Source organism: Pseudomonas hydrolytica, assembly GCF_021495345.1.
Lineage (GTDB): Bacteria > Pseudomonadota > Gammaproteobacteria > Pseudomonadales > Pseudomonadaceae > Aquipseudomonas > Aquipseudomonas hydrolytica.
Genome location: NZ_CP099397.1, coordinates 731,218 through 750,361 on the forward strand (window position 1 = coordinate 731,218; position 19,144 = coordinate 750,361).

Sequence of the window (19,144 nt, forward strand, 5' to 3'; positions counted from 1 at the left end):
CCGGCATCGAAGCTTGCGCGAAGAGGACAAGTTTATGGGTAAGAATGTCGTCGTCCTGGGCACCCAGTGGGGTGATGAGGGCAAGGGCAAGATCGTCGACCTGCTCACCGAGCAGGCCGCTGCCGTAGTGCGTTATCAGGGTGGCCACAACGCCGGCCACACCCTGGTGATCGACGGTGAAAAGACCGTGCTGCACCTGATTCCGTCCGGCATCCTGCGTGAGGGTGTCGAGTGCCTGATCGGCAACGGCGTGGTCGTCGCGCCCGACGCCCTGCTGCGCGAGATCACCAAGCTGGAAGAGAAGGGCGTGCCGGTGCGTCAGCGCCTGCGCATCAGCCCTGCCTGCCCGCTGATCCTGTCCTACCACGTGGCGCTGGACCAGGCGCGCGAGAAGGCCCGTGGCGATGCCAAGATCGGCACCACCGGCCGTGGTATCGGCCCGGCCTACGAAGACAAGGTCGCGCGTCGCGGCCTGCGCGTCGGTGACCTGTTCCACCGCGAGCGTTTTGCCGCCAAGCTCGGCGAGCTGCTGGACTATCACAACTTCCAGCTGGTCAACTTCTACAAGGAACCGGCCATCGACTTCCAGAAGACTCTGGACGAGTGCATGGAGTACGCCGAGCTGCTCAAGCCGATGATGGCCGATGTCACTGCCGTGCTGCATGACCTGCGTCGTGAAGGCAAGGACATCATGTTCGAAGGCGCCCAGGGCTCGCTGCTGGACATCGACCATGGCACCTACCCCTACGTCACCAGCTCCAACACCACTGCCGGCGGTATCGCCACCGGTTCGGGTTTCGGTCCGCTGTACCTGAACTACATCCTCGGTATCACCAAGGCCTACACCACCCGCGTCGGCTCCGGCCCGTTCCCCACCGAGCTGTTCGATGACGTCGGCGCCTTCCTGGCCAAGCGTGGTCACGAGTTCGGTGCCACCACCGGTCGTGCCCGTCGTTGTGGCTGGTTCGATGCCGTGATCCTGCGTCGCGCCATCGAGATCAACAGCATCTCCGGCCTGTGCCTGACCAAGCTGGATGTACTCGACGGCCTGGAAACCATCCGCATTTGCACCGGTTACAAGGACGCCAACGGCCAGGTGCTGGTCGATGCGCCGACCGATGCCGACAGCTACCTCGGTCTGCAGCCGGTGTACGAGGAAATGCCGGGCTGGAGCGAGTCCACCCTGGGCGCCAAGACCCTGGAAGACCTGCCGGCGGCGGCTCGCGCCTACATCAAGCGCGTGGAAGAGCTGGTCGGTGCGCCGATCGACATCATCTCCACCGGCCCGGACCGCAACGAGACCATCGTGCTGCGTCATCCGTTTGCCTGATCGCCACCGTGCTGAAAAGCCGCCTTCGGGCGGCTTTTTTGTGGCCTGCGCTTGGCGGAGCCAGGAGAGCCGTTTGCATCCATGCTGCGGATTGCTCGTTTGGCTGATCGCTGTTTTTCGCCTCGGCGTTGGGCATGCGCCTTGCTTGTGCTCAATAAATCCCGGAAGTCGCCGTTATAGCTGTTACGGTCGTTGAGGAGTGTTCCCAGTGTTCGCCATCGTTTCCATGCTGCGCAGCCGTCTGCTGCGCCCGGTGTTCGTTGCCCTTGGTCTGGCCATGTTGGTGCAGGTCGGCCTGGCCGTATGGCTGATGCGCGCCTCGGTCGATGGCATGGTCGAGGATCTGGCGCAGCGCCTGGGTGGTGAAAGTCGCCGTCTGGGTGAGGAGCTGGGCGCTGCCGAGCGTGAGATGAGTCAGGGATTGTCCGCGCTGGCCAGCAGCACGCGCTCGCGACTGGGCGAGGGGCTTTCCAGCCAGCTGAAGAGTGAGCAGGCGCAATTGCGCGTGGTGCTCGAAGGCAATCTCAAGCAATCCGGCCAGGCCCTGGCGCAACTGCTCGCCGGTGTTGCGCCCAAGTCCATCTGGGATCTCGATATCCCGGCGCTCACCGCCCTGACTCGTATCGCCCAGCAGGATCCGGCGGTGCTCTTCGCCATCATCTATGACGCCGAGGGCAAGCGTCTGACGCGCAATTTCAATCGCAGCAGCGCGCAGGTACGTGAGCTGATCGCGGCCGGGGAGGGGGATTCGCCACTCGACAAACTGGTCGATGCCGCCTCGCGCAGTCCGCGGGTCTATCTGGTCGAGGCCGACATCAACCCCATGGGGGCGCAAATCGGCAAGGTGCAGATGGGCCTTTCCCTGGATGTGGTCGAGCGCGAGCTGGCGGCGCTGGACGGGCGCTTCGGGGCCTTGGTCAATGGCGCGGGCGAGTTGGTGGACAGCAGTCTGGCCGGCGCTTCCGAGGAGGCGACGCGGGCGCTGCGTGAGCGCCTGCAGTCGGCCGAGCGCTACACCCAGGAAATGGCACGCAATGGCGGTGAGTCGGTGCGCGTGGCGGCCGATTCGCTGCGCTGGAACATCGCCCTGGGGTTGCTGCTGGTCGGTGCGTTGGCGCTGGTAGCGGTGGCCCTGGTGCTGGGTTGGCGCGTGCTCAGTCGCCTGCGCCTGCTCAGTGCGGCGCTCAACGACCTGGCGGCGGGTGAGGGTGATCTGACCCGGCGCGTGAGTATCGACAGCCAGGACGAAGTGGGCGAGATGGCCGATGCGGTCAATCGCTTCATCGCCAAGCTGCAGCCGATCGTGCGTGAGTCCGGTGAGGTGGCGCTGCGCACCAGTGAGCAGATTCGCAGCCTGACCCAGCGCGGTGTGGCGGCCGAGGCGGCTGCTGGGCGCCAGCGTGACGAGGTGGCCGGCAGTCTGCAGGCGCTGGAGCAGATGGCCGACGAGGCGCAGGCGGAAAGCCAGGCCATGCAGGAGGCGCTGCAGCGTGTCGATACCATTCGCCAGGCGGCGCACGAGAATGCGGTCATCGCCCAGCGCCTGTCGGCTCTGATCGAGGGGCTGGTGGCGCGAGTGGCGGACGGCTCGGCGGTGATCGAGCGGCTGGCCAAGCAGAGCGAGCAGATCGAAGTGGTGCTGACGGTGATCCAGTCGATTGCCGAGCAGACCAACCTGCTCGCGCTCAATGCCGCCATCGAGGCGGCGCGCGCCGGCGAGAGCGGTCGTGGTTTCGCCGTGGTGGCTGATGAGGTTCGAGCCTTGGCGAGCAAGACCCAGCAATCGACCGGGGATATCCAGACCCATATTGCGGCATTGCAGCGTGGCGCGCAGGAGGCCGTGGCGGCCATCGCCCAGGCCGGTGCGCAGGGCAGTGAGGGGCTGGAGGTGCTGCGCGACAGTGCGCGCCTGCAGCAGTCGGTGCAGCTATCGGTGGACGAGGTGCATGGCGCAATCAACGCCGCGACTCAGGCCGCGGCGCATCAGGCCGAGGGCGCGGGAGCGGTGCGCGGGCGTGTGGAGATCATCCATGCCGAAGCGCAGCATGCCGCCGAAGCGGTGGCGGCGATTGCCGGCAATGCGCGGGCCCTGGACGAGCTGGCGGCGCAACTCAAGGCCAGTCTGGGGCAGTTCCGGGTGTAGGGTGCGCCGTGCGCACCTCGCTGGCCTGCTGCTGAGCTCATGGTGCGCACGGCGCACCGGCGTTTTGCAGGCAATAAAAAACCGAGTCATCTGACTCGGTTTTTTGAAATTTGGTGCCCAGGAGAAGACTCGAACTTCCACGGTGTTGCCACCACTGATACCTGAAACCAGCGCGTCTACCAATTCCGCCACCTGGGCACACTGCAATGTTCGTCGTTGCCGACACGGAGCGTTGCATCCGTTATTTGCAAAGCGGGTTATCAAGCCACTTCACGAAATTTGGTGCCCAGGAGAAGACTCGAACTTCCACGGTGTTGCCACCACTGATACCTGAAACCAGCGCGTCTACCAATTCCGCCACCTGGGCACTGAAAACGATGAATCATCATCGGCTTCGTGTTACAACGTCTGCTCGACGCTGTGGGCGCGAACTATACGGGCGGGCATTTACCTTGTAAACCCCTGACCCCAAAAAAATTATTGTCACGGGAAAAGCTGCCGCGAATGCCTTTTTCGCGCTTCAATAGACGTATGGCATACAACCTTTATACATAAGCATAGGTAATCCCTTTTACATGGCCGATTGGCAATCCCTCGATCCCGAGGCCGCCCGCGAGGCGGAAAAATACGACAACCCCATCCCTAGCCGCGAACTGATTCTGGCCCACCTGGCCGAACGGGGTTCGCCCGCCAGCCGCGAGCAGCTGGTCGAGGAATTCGGCCTCGACACCGAGGACCAGCTCGAGGCGCTGCGCCGCCGTCTGCGCGCCATGGAGCGCGATGGCCAACTGATCTATACCCGCCGCGGCACCTACGCGCCGGTGGACAAGCTCGACCTGATCTGCGGTCGCATCAGCGGTCACCGCGACGGCTTCGGCTTCCTCGTGCCGGATGACGGCAGCGACGATCTGTTCCTCAGCCCGGCGCAGATGCGCCTGGTATTCGATGGCGACCGCGCCCTGGTGCGTGTGGCCGGTCTCGACCGTCGCGGCCGCCGTGAAGGCGGCATCGTCGAAGTGATCAGCCGTGCCCACGAGAGCATCGTCGGCCGCTACTACGAGGAAAGCGGTATCGGCTTCGTGGTGGCCGACAACCCGAAGATCCAGCAGGAAGTGCTGGTCACGCCGGGACGCACCGCCGGCGCGCGCATCGGCCAGTTCGTCGAGATCAAGATCACCCACTGGCCGACCCAGCGCTTCCAGCCGCAGGGCGACATCGTCGAGGTGATCGGCAACTACATGGCGCCGGGCATGGAGATCGACGTGGCGCTGCGCAGCTACGACATTCCGCATGTCTGGCCCGAGGCGGTGATCAAGGAGGCGCGCAAGCTCAAGCCCGAGGTGGAGGAGAAGGACAAGGAGAAGCGCATCGACCTGCGGCACCTGCCTTTCGTCACCATCGATGGCGAGGACGCTCGCGACTTCGACGACGCCGTGTACTGCGAGAAGAACAGCAGTCGCTGGAAGCTGTTCTCCGGTGGCTGGAAACTCTACGTGGCCATCGCCGACGTGTCGCACTACGTCAAGGCCGGCTCCGCCCTGGATGCCGAAGCCACCGAACGCGGCAACTCGGTGTACTTCCCCGAGCGCGTCGTGCCGATGCTGCCGGAGGAGTTGTCCAACGGTCTGTGCTCGCTCAACCCGCACGTCGATCGGCTGGCCATGGTCTGTGAAATGACCATGTCCAAGAGCGGCCAGATGGTCGACTACAAGTTCTACGAGGCGGTGATCCATTCCCACGCGCGCCTGACCTACAACAAGGTCAGCCTGATGCTGGAAGATCCCAAGAGCAGCGAGGGCAAGTCCCTGCGCAGCGAGTACAAGGAGGTTCTGCCGCACCTCAACCAGCTCTATGCGCTTTACCAGGTGCTGGTGGCCGCTCGTCACGAGCGTGGCGCCATCGACTTCGAGACGCAGGAGACGCGCATCATCTTCGGCACCGATCGCAAGATCGACGAGATCCGCCCGACCCAGCGCAACGATGCGCACAAGCTGATCGAGGAATGCATGCTGGCGGCCAACGTCGCCACCGCGCGCTTCATGCAGGATCACGACATTCCGTCGCTGTATCGCGTGCATGATGGTCCGCCGCCGGAGCGTCTGGAGAAGCTCAAGGCCTTCCTCGGTGAGCTGGGGCTGTCGCTGCAGCGTGGCAAGTCCAAGGACGGTCCGACGCCCAAGGATTACCAGCGCCTGCTGGAAAGCATCCGCGAACGCCCGGATTTCCACCTGATCCAGACCGTGATGCTGCGCTCGCTGAGCCAGGCGGTATACAGCGCGCAGAACGAGGGCCACTTCGGTCTCAACTACGAGGCCTATACCCACTTCACCTCGCCGATCCGTCGCTACCCCGACCTGCTGGTGCACCGCGCCATTCGCAGCGTGATCCGCTCCAAGCGTGAAACCAAGCACGTGGAGCGCGCTGGCGCGGCGAGCATGCCCAAGGCGCGCATCTATCCGTACGACGAGGCGACCCTGGAAAAACTCGGCGAGCAATGCTCGATGACCGAGCGCCGCGCCGACGAAGCGACGCGCGACGTGGTCAACTGGCTCAAGTGCGAGTTCATGCAGGATCGCGTCGGCGAGACCTTCGCCGGTGTGATCACCGCAGTGACCGGCTTCGGCATCTTCGTCGAGCTGCGCGACATCTACGTCGAGGGCCTGGTGCATGTCACCGCGCTGCCGGCCGATTACTACCACTTCGATCCGGTCCATCATCGCCTGTCCGGCGAGCGCAGCGGCCGCAGCTTCCGCCTTGGCGACAGCGTCGAGGTCAAGGTGATGCGCGTCGATCTGGACGAGCGCAAGATCGACTTCGAACTGAGCCAGGGCAAGACCGACAAGGGCGATGATGCGCGCCGTGGCGGCAAGCCGAGCGGCATGGGCAATACCGACGTGCAGAAAAGCCGTGAGGTGAAGAAGGCCCTGCTCGACAGCGCCAAGAAGAGCGGCGGCAAGGCGCCGGCGAAGAAAACGTCCAGCCATCGCAAGGGCGCGCCTGCGCCCAAGGCCAAGGCCGAGACAAGCGGTAGCAAGCCGAGCAAGCGTAAGGCGAAACGATGAGTCAGTTGGAAAAGGTCTACGGTGTGCATGCCGTGGAGGCGTTGCTGCGCCACCATCCCAAGCGGGTCAAGCAGCTGTGGCTGGCCGAGAGCCGTCAGGCGCCGCGTATCCAGCCGATGCTGGAGCTGGCGGCGCAGCACCGCGTGCCGGTCGGGCACAAGGAACGCCAGGAGCTGGACGAATGGGCCGAGGGCGTGCACCAGGGCGTGGTCGCCGAGGTCAGCCCGAGCCAGGTCTGGGGTGAGAACATGCTCGACGAGCTGCTCGAGCGCAGCGAGGGCGTACCCCTGCTGCTGGTGCTGGACGGCGTGACCGATCCGCACAACCTCGGCGCCTGTCTGCGCACTGCCGATGCCGCGGGGGCGCAGGCGGTCATCGTGCCCAAGGACAAATCCGCCACCCTCAACGCCACCGTACGCAAGGTGGCGTGCGGCGCGGCGGAGGTGATTCCGCTGGTGGCGGTGACCAACCTGGCACGCACCCTGGAAAAGCTGCAGAAGAAGGGCCTGTGGGTGGTCGGCACCGCTGGTGAGGCCGAGCAGGAGCTGTACCAGCTCGACATGACCGGCCCGACGGTGCTGGTCATGGGCGCGGAGGGCAAGGGCATGCGTCGCCTGACCCGCGAGCATTGCGATTACCTGGTCAAGCTGCCCATGGGCGGCAGCGTCAGCAGCCTCAACGTCTCGGTCGCCACCGGCGTCTGCCTGTTCGAGGCGGTGCGTCAGCGTCAGGCCAGGGGCAAGGGCTGACTGCTCAAATAATCGCCAATTCGCCTTGCGTGCGGCAGGGGGCTTCTCTAGAATGGCGCCCCTTGCCGTAACGGCAGGCCTTTTTGCGCCTACCGCCCGGCAAGCTCATCACGAGAAAAACCCACTCCTTGCCTGACCACCTTAGTTGGCAGGCTACAACCCGTAAGGAGCATTTATGCGTCATTACGAAATCATCTTCCTGGTTCACCCGGACCAGAGCGAGCAAGTCGGCGGCATGGTCGAGCGTTACACCAAGCTGATCGAAGAAGACGGTGGCAAGATTCACCGCCTGGAAGACTGGGGCCGTCGTCAGCTGGCTTACGCCATCAACAACGTCCACAAAGCCCACTACGTGATGCTCAACGTAGAGTGCACCGGCAAGGCCCTGGCCGAGCTGGAAGACAACTTCCGCTACAACGACGCCGTGATCCGTAACCTGGTCATCCGTCGCGACGAGGCCGTCACTGGCCAGTCCGAGATGCTGAAGGCCGAAGAAAACCGCAGTGAGCGCCGCGAGCGTCGTGAACGTCCTGAAAACGCCGAGTCCAACGACGGCGATGACAGCGACAGCAACGACAGCGACAACGCTGACGAGTAATCCACGGATCTATTGAGGAGCCAATCACATGGCACGTTTCTTCCGTCGTCGTAAATTCTGCCGCTTCACCGCTGAAGACGTGAAAGAGATCGATTTCAAAGATCTCAACACCCTGAAAGCCTACATCTCGGAAACCGGCAAGATCGTTCCCAGCCGTATCACCGGTACCAAGGCTCGTTATCAGCGTCAGCTGGCCACCGCTATCAAGCGCGCCCGCTTCCTGGCCCTGCTGCCCTACACCGACAGCCACGGCCGCTGAGATCGGATAGTCGACAAGCGTTAAGGAATAGATCGCATGCGCGCCCTGGCTGAATACATCATGCGCGGCCGTATGCAGGCCACCCTCGTGGTGGTGGGATCGGCAGCGATGCCGCTGTTGTTCTGGTTGAGTGCCGCCGCCGGCAGCCTGGTGCTGTTGCGGCGCGGAGCCAGCGATGCCATGGGCATCCTGGCCTGGGCCATGCTGCCGGCGATAGCCTGGTGGTACTTCGGCGAACCGCGCACCCTGCTGGTGCTGGTCGGTGCGCTGAGCCTGGCGTTGTTGTTGCGCGCCAGTTGGACCTGGAACCGCATACTGCTGTGCAGTGTGGCGCTGGGCCTGGTGTATGGAGTGGTCCTCGGGGCGGTGTTCCGCGAACCCATCGCGGCCATGGCCGGCGAGCTGCAGAAGCTCTTGCCGACCATGTTCGATGGGGCTCACCAGCAGTTGTCGGTGGGTGAACGCGAGCGTCTCGAGGCCCTGATCGCACCGGTGCTGACCGGATTGCTGGCGGCCTTGCTGCAGATCCTGAGCTTGCTGAGCCTGATTCTTGGGCGTTACTGGCAGGCCGTGTTGTACAACCCAGGCGGTTTCGGTCGCGAGTTTCGCGCCCTGAGACTGTCGCTGCCGCAGGCCTTGTTGCTGCTGGCGGGCATGATGCTAGGCCCCAATCTGGGGCCGCAGTTGGCCATGCTCACGCCGCTGTGCAGTGTGCCTTTGCTGTTCGCCGGGATCGCCCTGGTGCACGGCCTGGTGGAAAAGGGAGGGCTCGCTCGCTTCTGGCTGGTGGGCATGTACATCACGCTCCTGCTGTTCATGCAGCTGATCTATCCGCTACTGGTGGTCCTGGCCATCGTCGACAGTCTGTTTGATTTTCGCGGTCGCCTGGCGCGCAAGAACGGCCCGGGCTCTGCGAACGGTGAAGGTTAAAAGTTAAGAGGTAAGACCCAAATGGAAGTCATCCTGCTGGAAAAAATCGCCAATCTGGGCAACCTGGGCGACAAAGTGAACGTCAAGGCCGGTTACGGCCGTAACTTCCTGCTGCCGCAGGGCAAGGCCACCGCTGCTACCGCTGAAAACGTAGCTGCGTTCGAAGCCCGCCGCGCCGAGCTGGAAAAACTGGCTGCCGAGAAGAAAGCTTCCGCCGAAGCTCGCGCTGCCCAACTGGCTGAGCTGGAAGTCACCATCACCGCCACCGCTGGCGATGAAGGCAAGCTGTTCGGTTCGATCGGTACCCACGACATCGCTGACGCCCTGACCGCCTCCGGCGTTGAAGTGGCCAAGGCCGAAGTTCGTCTGCCCAACGGTACTATCCGTCAGGTCGGCGAGTACGACGTTGCACTGCACCTGCACACCGACGTCGAAGCCACCGTCAAGGTGATCGTGGTCGCTGCCTAACTCGCAGCCGCCAAGCGGACTTGCGCTCAGGTGCGGGTCTGCTGACAATCGGGCACGGCATCGCTTCGGCGATCCGTGCCCGTTGTTTTTTCTACTGCAGTAATAATTCCCCGAGCCTATGAACGACATCAGCATCCCCGAGCAATACGACCTGCAGACCGCTGCCCTGAAAGTGCCGCCGCACTCCATCGAGGCGGAGCAGGCGGTGCTGGGTGGCCTGATGCTGGACAACAACGCCTGGGAACGCGTGCTCGACGCCGTATCCGATGGCGATTTTTATCGCCATGACCATCGCCTGATCTTTCGCGCCATCTACAAGCTGGCCGAACGCAACGCGCCGTTCGACGTCGTCACCCTGTCCGAACAGCTGGACAAGGAAGGGCAGCTTTCGCAGGTCGGCGGCCTGGCCTATCTGGGCGAGCTGGCCAAGAACACGCCGTCGGTAGCCAACATCAAGGCCTATGCGCAGATCATTCGCGAGCGCGCCACGCTGCGCCAGCTGATCGGCATCAGCAACGAGATCGCCGACAGCGCCTATGCGCCGGAAGGCCGTACCGGCGAGGAAATCCTCGACGAGGCCGAGCGCAAGATTTTCGAGATCGCCGAGGCGCGCCCCAAGACAGGCGGCCCGGTGGGCATCAACGACATCCTGGTCAAGGCCATCGACCGTATCGACCAGCTGTTCAACAACGGTGACGCGATCACCGGTCTGTCCACCGGCTTCGATGATCTGGATGGCAAGACCAGCGGCCTGCAGCCGGCCGATCTGGTGATCGTCGCCGGTCGTCCGTCGATGGGTAAGACCACCTTCGCCATGAACCTGGTGGAAAACGCCCTGATGCGCAGCGACAAGGCGATCCTCGTCTACTCGCTGGAAATGCCCTCGGAATCCATCGTGATTCGTATGCTGGCGTCCCTGGGGCGCATCGACCAGACCAAGGTGCGTGCCGGTCAGCTCGACGACGACGACTGGCCGCGTCTGACCAGCGCGGTCAACCTGCTCAACGACCGCAAGCTGTTTATCGACGATACCGCGGGCATCTCGCCGAGCGAGATGCGCGCGCGTACGCGGCGCCTGGCGCGCGAGCATGGCGAGATCGGCCTGATCATGGTCGACTACCTGCAGCTGATGCAGATTCCCGGCTCCAGCGGCGACAGCCGGGTCAACGAGATTTCCGAGATCTCGCGCTCGCTCAAGGCCCTGGCCAAGGAATTCAACTGCCCGGTCATCGCGCTGTCGCAGCTCAACCGCTCGCTGGAGCAGCGCCCCAACAAGCGCCCGGTGAACTCGGACCTGCGTGAATCCGGAGCGATCGAGCAGGACGCCGACATCATCATGTTCGTCTACCGCGACGAGGTCTATCACCCGGAGACCGAGTACAAGGGCGTGGCCGAGATCATCATCGGCAAGCAGCGTAACGGCCCCATCGGCACCGTGCGTCTGGCCTTCCTCGGCAAGTATTCGCGTTTCGAGAACCTGGCGCCGGGCAGCTATCAGTTCGAGGACGAATAACGGCAGCTGATCCTGCTCAATGAAAACGGGCGCCCAGCGGTTAAGATGGGCGCCCGTTTTTCGTTCAGGCTTCCCTCATGCGTCCGCTTGCCGCCATCGTCGATCTCTCCGCCATCGCCCACAACTACGCCGTGGCCAAGCGCTGCGCGCCGGGGCGCCAGGCGTTCGCAGTGGTCAAGGCCAATGCCTACGGGCATGGCGTACGCGAGGTGGTCACCGCGTTGCACGAGGTAGCCGACGGCTTTGCCGTGGCCAGCCTGGAGGAAGCCGCCGAGGTGCGCGCCATGCACGGCGAAGCGCGCATCCTGCTGCTCGAGGGTTGCTTCGAGGCCAGCGAGTACGCCATCGCCGCGCAGCTTGGCCTGGATCTGGTGGTGCAGAGCGCGGCGCAGGCAGACGCGTTGCTCGCCAGTGAGCCGGCGCGCCCGCTCAACGTCTGGCTCAAGCTGGACTCCGGCATGCATCGCCTGGGTTTCGACGCGGCCAGTCTGCGCCAGTGGCATGCACGGCTCGAGATGGCCGAGCAGGTGGCCGAGCTCAATCTGCTCAGCCACTTCGCCTGCGCCGACGAGCGCGGTCATCCGCTCACGGAACTACAGGTCGAACGCTTTCTCGATCTGCTGGATCTGGATTTCAATCATCGCTCGCTGGCCAACTCGGCTGCGGTGCTGACCATTCCGGCCGCCCACATGGACTGGCTGCGCCCCGGCATCATGCTCTACGGCGCCACGCCTTTCGCCGACTTCAGTGCGCGCGAGCTTGGCCTGAAGCCGGCCATGACCCTGGCGGCGCGGGTGATCGCCGTGCGCGAGGTGGCGGTCGGAGAAAGTGTCGGTTACGGCGCGGCCTGGGTAGCCGAGCGGCCCTCGCGTATCGCCACGGTCAGTTGCGGCTATGCCGACGGCTATCCGCGCCACGCACCCAGCGGCACGCCGGTGCTGGTCGACGGGCAGCGCGCGCCGTTGGCCGGCAGAGTATCGATGGACATGCTGACGGTGGATATCACCGATCTGCCCGAGGTGGGTATCGATTCGTCGGTGGAGCTGTGGGGCGCGCAACTGCCGGTGGACGAGGTGGCGCATGCCAGCGGCACCATCGGCTACGAGCTGCTGACCAAGGTCACCGCGCGCGTGCCGCGGCGCTATATCGGCTAGCGCCGCGTTGGCCCGGCGGGGATCACGCCAGCCCGCTGGGTACCTTCAGTACATCGAGCTGCAGGCAGGCCTGCTCGCTCAGCTCGCCGTCTTCGCCGTGCACGCGTGAGCCGGAGCGCCCCAGCTCCTTGACCCGGTACAGCGCCTGATCGGCGGCCTTGTACAGCCCGGTGAAGTTTTTGGCATGGCGCGGATAGAGCGCTGCACCGATGCTGATGGTCACGCGCAGGCGCTCGGCGCCGTAGTGCACCGGTTCGGACAGCTCGGCCAGCAGGCGCGCGGCGATCTCGCGGGCCTGGGTTTCGGCATCGCTGCCGCCAATCAGGGCGGCGAACTCGTCGCCGCCCAGGCGCGCAACCGCATCGCCAGCGCGCACGTGCTCGCGCAGGCGCTTGGCGATCACCTGCAGCATCATGTCGCCAGCGGCGTGGCCAAAGCGGTCGTTGATCGGTTTGAAATGATCCAGATCGATCAGCAGCAGCGCCACGCTCTCGCCGTGGCGTTCGGCATGCGCCAGGGCCGATTCGCAGCGCTCGACCAGATAGCGCCGGTTGGGCAGCTCGGTAAGCGGGTCATTGAAGGCCGCATGCTCCAGCTCGCGTTCGCGCTGGCACAGGCGCTCGTTCGCGGCCGCCAGTTCGGCGGTGCGTAAGTTGACCGCTGCCTGCAGTTCGTCGGCGCTGGCCTGAATCTGGGCAAGACGTGCCGTTTTCTCTCGATCAGCCTGGAGCAAGGCTTCCGCCTTTTCCTGTTTGAGCATTTGAATTCGATAGGCGAGGGCGAACGAAAACAGAATGGTTTCTGCCGCGACCGAGATAGGGAATAGGTAGGCGGTGAAGTTGTTCGGTTCGATCAGGCCAGCAGCCCGCATTACCAGAACCAGCGTACTGGCGAGTACCGCGCCGTAGCCGAGCAGGTAGAAGCGGGCCGGGAAGAAGCCCTGGCGCACGCGAACAATGGCGCTGAACAGTGCAGAAGGGACGGTAACGATAGGCGTCAGTGCAATGATCATGGCGCCTTCGGCGCGATGGCCTAGGGCGTTGATGACGATGGCGATCACGTACAGGATGCAGCCGGCGTTGAGCAGGCGATGTGGCCAGATCAGGCCGTGCCGGGTGAACAGCAGCTCCTGGGTGAAGCGCATGACGAAGATCCCCCACAGCGATGGCAGGGTAATGCGATCCAGCCAGAAAGGTACTGGACTGCCGGGCCAGAGGTACTGAAAGCCGTGGCCGGTCATGCTGAGGATGAACACCAGCACGCTGCCGGTGGCTAGGACGTACCACAGGTAGGCTTTGTCGCGCAGTGCGATCAGGATGAACAGGTTGTACAGCAACAGCGCAAAGATGACGCCATAGATCAGGCCGTAGCCCAGATTCTCGTGGCTTGCCAGCTGTTGCAGATCGGCAAGTTGCCAAACCTTGAGCGGAAATGAATTGCCCGCCGGGTCAAGGCTGCGGAAGTAGAGCGTCAGTGGTTGCTCGGTCAGCTCCGGCAGCTTGAACAGCATGCGCCGGTACGGATGGTCGCGACCTTGTGCATAGGGCACCGCGGTGCCGGTTGGGCGCTCTACCCAGCCACCCTGCCCATCAGGGAGGTAGAGATGCAGGCGATAAATCGTGATCCCTGCATTCTCCAGCCACCACTGCGCGGGCGCATCGCTGCCGCGTTGCAGGGTGACCTTGATCCACCAGGGGTGACGGCTCTGGCCAACGGTGGCGCGGCCTTCGGCCGGCTTGAAGAGAGCCTGCACAGCAGGGTCGGCCATGTCGCCGATTTGCAGCCTGCCGCCTACGTCTTCCAGAAGCTCTACGCTGTCGTTCAGCAGCATACCGCTGCTGTCTGCACGCAGTGTTATGGAGGCGGCAAAGACCCAACTGCAGCAGCAGGTCAGGAACAAGACCATCAGTCCCTTACAAAGAGAACGCCCCACCTGCTCACCCCTTGTATCAAGCCGTCTGGTAGCGGCCTAGATTGGCTTATCGGCGGCAGTATAGCTATTTGCTAGCTATGTGATCACAAAGGCGGGGATTTTGGCTGGCGCGAGTTGATCACTTTTTATGCTACTATCCGCGCCCCTCGAGAAAGCCCGTTGATCAAAAAATATGCAAGCCGCCAAGCCGCTGTTCGACTATCCCAAGTACTGGGCCGAGTGTTTCGGGCCTGCGCCCTTCCTGCCGATGAGTCGGGAAGAGATGGATCAGCTCGGCTGGGACAGCTGCGACATCATCATCGTTACCGGTGATGCCTACGTCGATCACCCCTCGTTCGGCATGGCCATCATCGGTCGCCTGCTCGAGGCTCAGGGCTTCCGGGTCGGCATCATTGCCCAGCCGGACTGGCGCAGCAAAGACGACTTCATGAAGCTCGGCGAGCCGAACCTGTTCTTCGGCGTGGCGGCCGGCAACATGGACTCGATGATCAACCGCTACACCGCGGACAAGAAGATCCGTTCCGACGACGCCTACACTCCCGGCGGTCTGGCCGGCAAGCGCCCCGACCGCGCCAGCCTGGTCTACAGCCAGCGCTGCAAGGAGGCCTATACCCACGTGCCGGTAATCCTCGGCGGCATCGAGGCCTCCCTGCGCCGTATCGCCCACTACGACTACTGGCAGGACAAGGTGCGCCGTTCGATCCTGATGGACGCCACCGCCGACATCCTGCTCTACGGCAACGCCGAGCGCGCCGTGGTGGAAATCGCCCAGCGTCTGTCGCGGGGCGAGAAGGTCGAAGCCATCACCGATGTACGCGGCACCGCGTTCATTCGCCGCGACACTCCCGAGGGCTGGTTCGAGGTCGACTCGACCCGTATCGACCGCCCCGGCCGCGTCGACAAGATCATCAACCCCTACGTCAACACCCAGGACATGGAAGCCTGCGCCATCGAGCAGGCCAAGGGGCCGGTCGAAGACCCCAACGAAGCCAAGGTGGTGCAGATTCTCGAAAGCCCGCGCATGACCCGCGACAAGACGGTGATCCGTCTGCCGTCGTTCGAAAAGGTGCGCAACGACCCGGTGCTCTACGCCCACGCCAACCGCGTGCTGCACCTGGAAACCAACCCGGGCAACGCCCGCGCGCTGGTGCAGAAGCATGGCGAGGTGGACGTGTGGTTCAACCCGCCACCCATTCCCATGACCACCGAGGAAATGGACTACGTGTTCGGCATGCCCTACGCGCGCGTGCCGCACCCGGCGTATGGCAAGGAGAAGATCCCGGCCTACGAGATGATCCGTTTCTCGGTGAACATCATGCGTGGCTGCTTCGGCGGCTGCACCTTCTGCTCGATCACCGAGCACGAGGGCCGCATCATCCAGAACCGTTCGCACGAGTCGATCATCCGCGAGATCGAGGAAATGCGCGACAAGGTGCCGGGCTTCACCGGCGTGGTCTCCGACCTCGGCGGGCCGACCGCCAACATGTACCGCATCGCCTGCAAGGACCCGGAGATCGAGAAACACTGCCGCAAGCCGTCGTGCGTGTTCCCCGGTATCTGCGAGAACCTCAATACCGATCACTCCTCCCTGATCGAGCTGTACCGCAAGGCGCGTGCGCTGCCAGGGGTGAAGAAGATCCTGATCGCTTCCGGTCTGCGCTATGACCTGGCGGTGGAGTCGCCGGAGTACGTCAAGGAACTGGTTACCCACCACGTCGGCGGTTATCTCAAGATCGCGCCGGAGCACACCGAGCGTGGCCCGTTGGACAAGATGATGAAGCCGGGCATCGGCAGCTACGACCGCTTCAAGCAGATGTTCGAGAAGTACTCGAAGGAGGCGGGCAAGGAGCAGTACCTGATCCCGTACTTCATCGCCGCGCACCCGGGCACCACCGACGAGGACATGATGAACCTCGCCCTGTGGCTCAAGCGCAACGGTTTCCGCGCCGACCAGGTGCAGGCCTTCTACCCCTCGCCGATGGCCACCGCCACGGCCATGTATCACTCGGGCAAGAACCCGCTGCGCAAGGTCACTTACAAGAGCGATGGCGTGACCATCGTCAAGAGCGAGCAGCAGCGCCGCCTGCACAAGGCCTTCCTGCGTTATCACGACCCGAAAGGCTGGCCAATGCTGCGTGAGGCGCTGGAGCGCATGGGCCGCAGTGATCTGATCGGCAATGGCAAGCACCATCTGATTCCCACCTACCAGCCGCAGACCGACGAGTATCAGAGCGCTCGGCGCAAGAACTCGACGCCGGCCGGCAGCAAGAAGGTGGGCAAGGTGCTGACCCAGCACAACGGCCTGCCACCGCGTGCCAGCGATGGGGGCAAACCCTGGGACAAGCGCGAGCAGGCCAAGGCGGCGGCTTTCGCCAAGCTGCAGGAGCAGAAGAAGGGCGGCAAGCCGGGCGGCGGGAAGAAGAAGCCCAGGCCGGTCGCGCCGCGCTGAAGGAGAACGCCAGCCTAGTGCTGGCGTTTTCTTGTCTGGCGGTCGATTCGGGCAGCTCTTGGTTTTTGTCTTAATTGGTACTAAGGTGCCAATTAAACAAGAATACTGGAGCCCGCCATGCGCACCGCCGTCCTCTCTCTGCTCGCGCTGCCCCTGCTGCTGACCGCATGCGGGGATTCCGAAGCGCCGCCCGTCGCCAACCTCGATTTTCAGAAACAGCTGCAGACCCAGCTGATCAAGGCCAAGCCCGGTGAGGTGATCGAAATTCCTGCCGGGACCTGGCAGCTCGACCGCAGTCTCAGCCTCAAGGTCAGCGGGGTGACCCTCAAGGGCGCCGGGATGGACAAGACCATCCTCAACTTCAAGGGCCAGAAGTCCGGTGCCGAAGGCCTGCTGGTGGACGCGTCCGACTTCACCATCGAGGACCTGGCGCTGGAGGACACCAAGGGCGATGCGCTCAAGGTGGTCGGCGGCAGGAACATCATCATCCGCCGCGTGCGCACCGAGTGGACCAACGGTCCGGCCACCGAGAACGGTGCCTACGGCATCTACCCGGTGCAGACCGAGAACGTGCTGGTCGATGGCGTGGTGGCCATAGGCGCCTCGGACGCCGGTATCTACGTCGGTCAGTCGCGCAACGTGGTGGTGCGCAACAGCCGTGCCGAGCGCAACGTCGCCGGCATCGAGATCGAGAACACCATCGGTGCCGACGTCTACGACAACGTCGCCACCGGCAATACCGGCGGCATCCTGGTGTTCAACATGCCCAACCTGCCGCAGCCGGGGCACACCACGCGGGTCTACCGCAACAGGGTCGAGGGCAACAACCACAAGAACTTCGGGCACAAGGGCACGCCGGTGGCGAGCATCCCGGCCGGCTCCGGCGTGGTGATCAACTCCAACGACAAGGTGGAGATCTTCGACAACGACATCGGCGAGCACCGCACCGCCAACGTCATCGTCAGCAGTTACTTCAGTACCGGCTACACCGATCTCTCCACCGAGGCGGATTTCGATCCCTACCCGGAGGCCATTCATATCCATGGCAACCGTTTCGGCCCGGGTGGCGACAGCCCCGACAACCTCGAACTGAAGGCGCTGAAACTGGCCAAGTTCGGGCTCAACGGCCGCCTGCCCGACATCCTCTGGGATGGCTACGTCAACCCGGACAAGCTGGTGGATGGCAGGCTGCCGGCCGAACTGGCGATCTGCATCGACAATGGCGAGGCCGGCATCGTCAACGTCGACGGTCCCGGCGGCTACAAGAACATCAGCACCGACATGACGCCGCATCGCTGCGAGTTGCCGCGCCTGCCCGCGGTCGAACTGCAGGCGGCGCTGGCCGAGGCGGGTGAGGAGGCATGAGAGCCGGCTGGCTGTTGCTCGCCACCCTGTTGCTCGGCGCCTGCGAGCAGCAGCGCGCGCCCCTGTACCTGCCCAGTGGCGAGGACTATCCCGACAAGCTCAGCGCCTGGGGTGTATTGCAGCAACGCGGCGGCCAGCTGCAGCCGGCCGCCGGCGTGCTGCCCTACGACCTCAACACGCCACTGTTCACCGACTACGCGCACAAGCTGCGCACCGTCTGGCTGCCCGCGGGCCGCAGTGCGCAATACGCCGAGGCGCAATTCGACTACCCCGTCGGCACCGTGCTGAGCAAGACCTTCTACTACCCGCGCGATGCCCAGGGCCGGCTGCTGCGCAGCGAGCAGCACGGCGTCGAGGCGCTGCAGCTCGATCGGGTACGGCTGCTGGAGACGCGTATCCTGCTGCGCCAGGAGCAGGGCTGGGTGGCCTTGCCCTACGTCTGGGACGAGGCCCAGGGCGACGCCACCCTGGACTGGGCCGGCACCAGTTTCGACCTGCAGCTGCAGGATGCGACTGGCGAGGTACTGGCGGTGGACTATCAGGTGCCGGACGCCAACCAGTGCGCCGGTTGCCATGAACAGCAGGCGGGCAAGGGCGTGCAGCCGCTGGGGCCGAAGGCGCGGCACCTGAACAAGGATTACGCCTATGCCGATGGCACGGTCAATCAGCTGCAGCGCTGGCAGGCCGACGGGCTGCTGCAGGGCGTGCCGGCCGACCTGGCCGGGGTACCGCGCAATGCACTGTGGGGCGCACCGCGTGAAGGGGAGGGCCTGGAACATCAGGCGCGCAGCTATCTGGACGCCAACTGCTCGCACTGTCACAACCCTGAGGGGCCTGGGCGCACCTCCGGGCTGTATCTCGACCCGGCTACGCCCCTTGGCATCGCCTATGGGCTCTGCAAGCAGCCGGTGGCCGCGGGCAAGGGCTCCGGCGACCGCCTGGTGGACATTCACCCCGGCGCGCCGGAAAAGTCGGTGCTGAGCTTCCGTCTGCACAGCACCGACCCCAGCATCATGATGCCCGAACTGGGCCGCTCCACCTCCCACCGCGAAGGCCTGGAGGTGATCGATCGCTGGATCGCCAGTCTCGACGGCGAATGTTGAAGTCCGCACGCATATAGTCATCAGGGTCGCTGGCGCCTGCTCTATAGTTGTGCGTCCATTTGACCCTGGTGCGGGCTGTGCCCCGATA

General features: G+C 64.1%; 14 protein-coding genes and 2 tRNA genes. 13 read left to right on the forward strand and 3 right to left on the reverse strand.

Features of this window, described 5'->3' with window-relative positions; genetic code table 11:
• Positions 1-34 precede the first annotated feature (34 nt).
• Both L1F06_RS03355 and L1F06_RS03360 read left to right on the forward strand, forming a co-directional pair.
• Entirely contained in the window at positions 35-1,330 is a 1,296-nt protein-coding gene (locus L1F06_RS03355) for an adenylosuccinate synthase (protein WP_011920842.1), read from the forward strand.
• Positions 1,331-1,538: 208 nt separating this feature from the next.
• Entirely contained in the window at positions 1,539-3,473 is a 1,935-nt protein-coding gene (locus L1F06_RS03360) for a methyl-accepting chemotaxis protein (protein WP_011920843.1), read from the forward strand.
• Between the two features lie 111 nt (positions 3,474-3,584).
• On the opposite strand, the gene L1F06_RS03365 is transcribed toward L1F06_RS03360, so the two are convergent.
• A tRNA-Leu gene (locus L1F06_RS03365) sits at positions 3,585-3,671 on the reverse strand.
• A gap of 82 nt (positions 3,672-3,753) precedes the next feature.
• A tRNA-Leu gene (locus L1F06_RS03370) sits at positions 3,754-3,840 on the reverse strand.
• Between the two features lie 208 nt (positions 3,841-4,048).
• Between L1F06_RS03370 and rnr the strand changes: the two genes are divergently transcribed.
• The 8 genes from rnr to alr all read left to right on the forward strand — a co-directional run bounded on the left by rnr (position 4,049) and on the right by alr (position 12,206).
• Positions 4,049-6,535: a ribonuclease R gene (gene rnr / locus L1F06_RS03375; RefSeq protein WP_011920844.1), complete on the forward strand. Its 2,487-nt coding sequence runs from the start codon at positions 4,049-4,051 to the stop codon at positions 6,533-6,535.
• Positions 6,532-7,284, forward strand: coding sequence for a 23S rRNA (guanosine(2251)-2'-O)-methyltransferase RlmB (gene rlmB, locus L1F06_RS03380; RefSeq protein ID WP_129484218.1), 753 nt, complete (start codon positions 6,532-6,534; stop codon positions 7,282-7,284). Before rnr ends, rlmB begins: the two co-directional genes overlap by 4 nt.
• Before the next feature lie 175 nt (positions 7,285-7,459).
• Complete coding sequence (gene rpsF, locus L1F06_RS03385) at positions 7,460-7,882, forward strand: 30S ribosomal protein S6 (RefSeq protein ID WP_003246846.1); 423 nt, start codon at positions 7,460-7,462, stop codon at positions 7,880-7,882.
• A 28-nt stretch (positions 7,883-7,910) separates the two neighbouring features.
• A complete protein-coding gene (gene rpsR, locus L1F06_RS03390) occupies positions 7,911-8,141 on the forward strand; it encodes a 30S ribosomal protein S18 (RefSeq protein ID WP_003246847.1) in 231 nt (76 codons plus the stop codon).
• A 36-nt stretch (positions 8,142-8,177) separates the two neighbouring features.
• Positions 8,178-9,071, forward strand: coding sequence for a YybS family protein (locus L1F06_RS03395; RefSeq protein ID WP_003246848.1), 894 nt, complete (start codon positions 8,178-8,180; stop codon positions 9,069-9,071).
• A 21-nt stretch (positions 9,072-9,092) separates the two neighbouring features.
• Positions 9,093-9,539 (forward strand): 50S ribosomal protein L9, encoded by a 447-nt coding sequence (gene rplI / locus L1F06_RS03400; RefSeq protein WP_003246849.1) that lies wholly within the window; start codon positions 9,093-9,095, stop codon positions 9,537-9,539.
• A gap of 118 nt (positions 9,540-9,657) precedes the next feature.
• Positions 9,658-11,052 (forward strand): replicative DNA helicase, encoded by a 1,395-nt coding sequence (dnaB, locus tag L1F06_RS03405; protein WP_003246850.1) that lies wholly within the window; start codon positions 9,658-9,660, stop codon positions 11,050-11,052.
• Between the two features lie 77 nt (positions 11,053-11,129).
• Entirely contained in the window at positions 11,130-12,206 is a 1,077-nt protein-coding gene (alr, locus tag L1F06_RS03410) for an alanine racemase (protein ID WP_129482787.1), read from the forward strand.
• Between the two features lie 22 nt (positions 12,207-12,228).
• On the opposite strand, the gene L1F06_RS03415 is transcribed toward alr, so the two are convergent.
• Entirely contained in the window at positions 12,229-14,112 is a 1,884-nt protein-coding gene (locus tag L1F06_RS03415) for a diguanylate cyclase domain-containing protein (protein WP_129482788.1), read from the reverse strand.
• Between the two features lie 199 nt (positions 14,113-14,311).
• Between L1F06_RS03415 and L1F06_RS03420 the strand changes: the two genes are divergently transcribed.
• The 3 genes from L1F06_RS03420 (at position 14,312) to L1F06_RS03430 (ending at position 19,056) form a co-directional block, all read left to right on the forward strand.
• A complete protein-coding gene (locus tag L1F06_RS03420) occupies positions 14,312-16,588 on the forward strand; it encodes a YgiQ family radical SAM protein (protein ID WP_003246853.1) in 2,277 nt (758 codons plus the stop codon).
• A gap of 117 nt (positions 16,589-16,705) precedes the next feature.
• Entirely contained in the window at positions 16,706-17,953 is a 1,248-nt protein-coding gene (locus L1F06_RS03425) for a parallel beta-helix domain-containing protein (protein WP_011920849.1), read from the forward strand.
• The gene (locus tag L1F06_RS03430) at positions 17,950-19,056 is read left to right on the forward strand and encodes an SO2930 family diheme c-type cytochrome (protein WP_129482789.1); all 1,107 of its coding nucleotides are present in this window, start codon (positions 17,950-17,952) and stop codon (positions 19,054-19,056) included. Before L1F06_RS03425 ends, L1F06_RS03430 begins: the two co-directional genes overlap by 4 nt.
• Positions 19,057-19,144 lie beyond the last annotated feature (88 nt).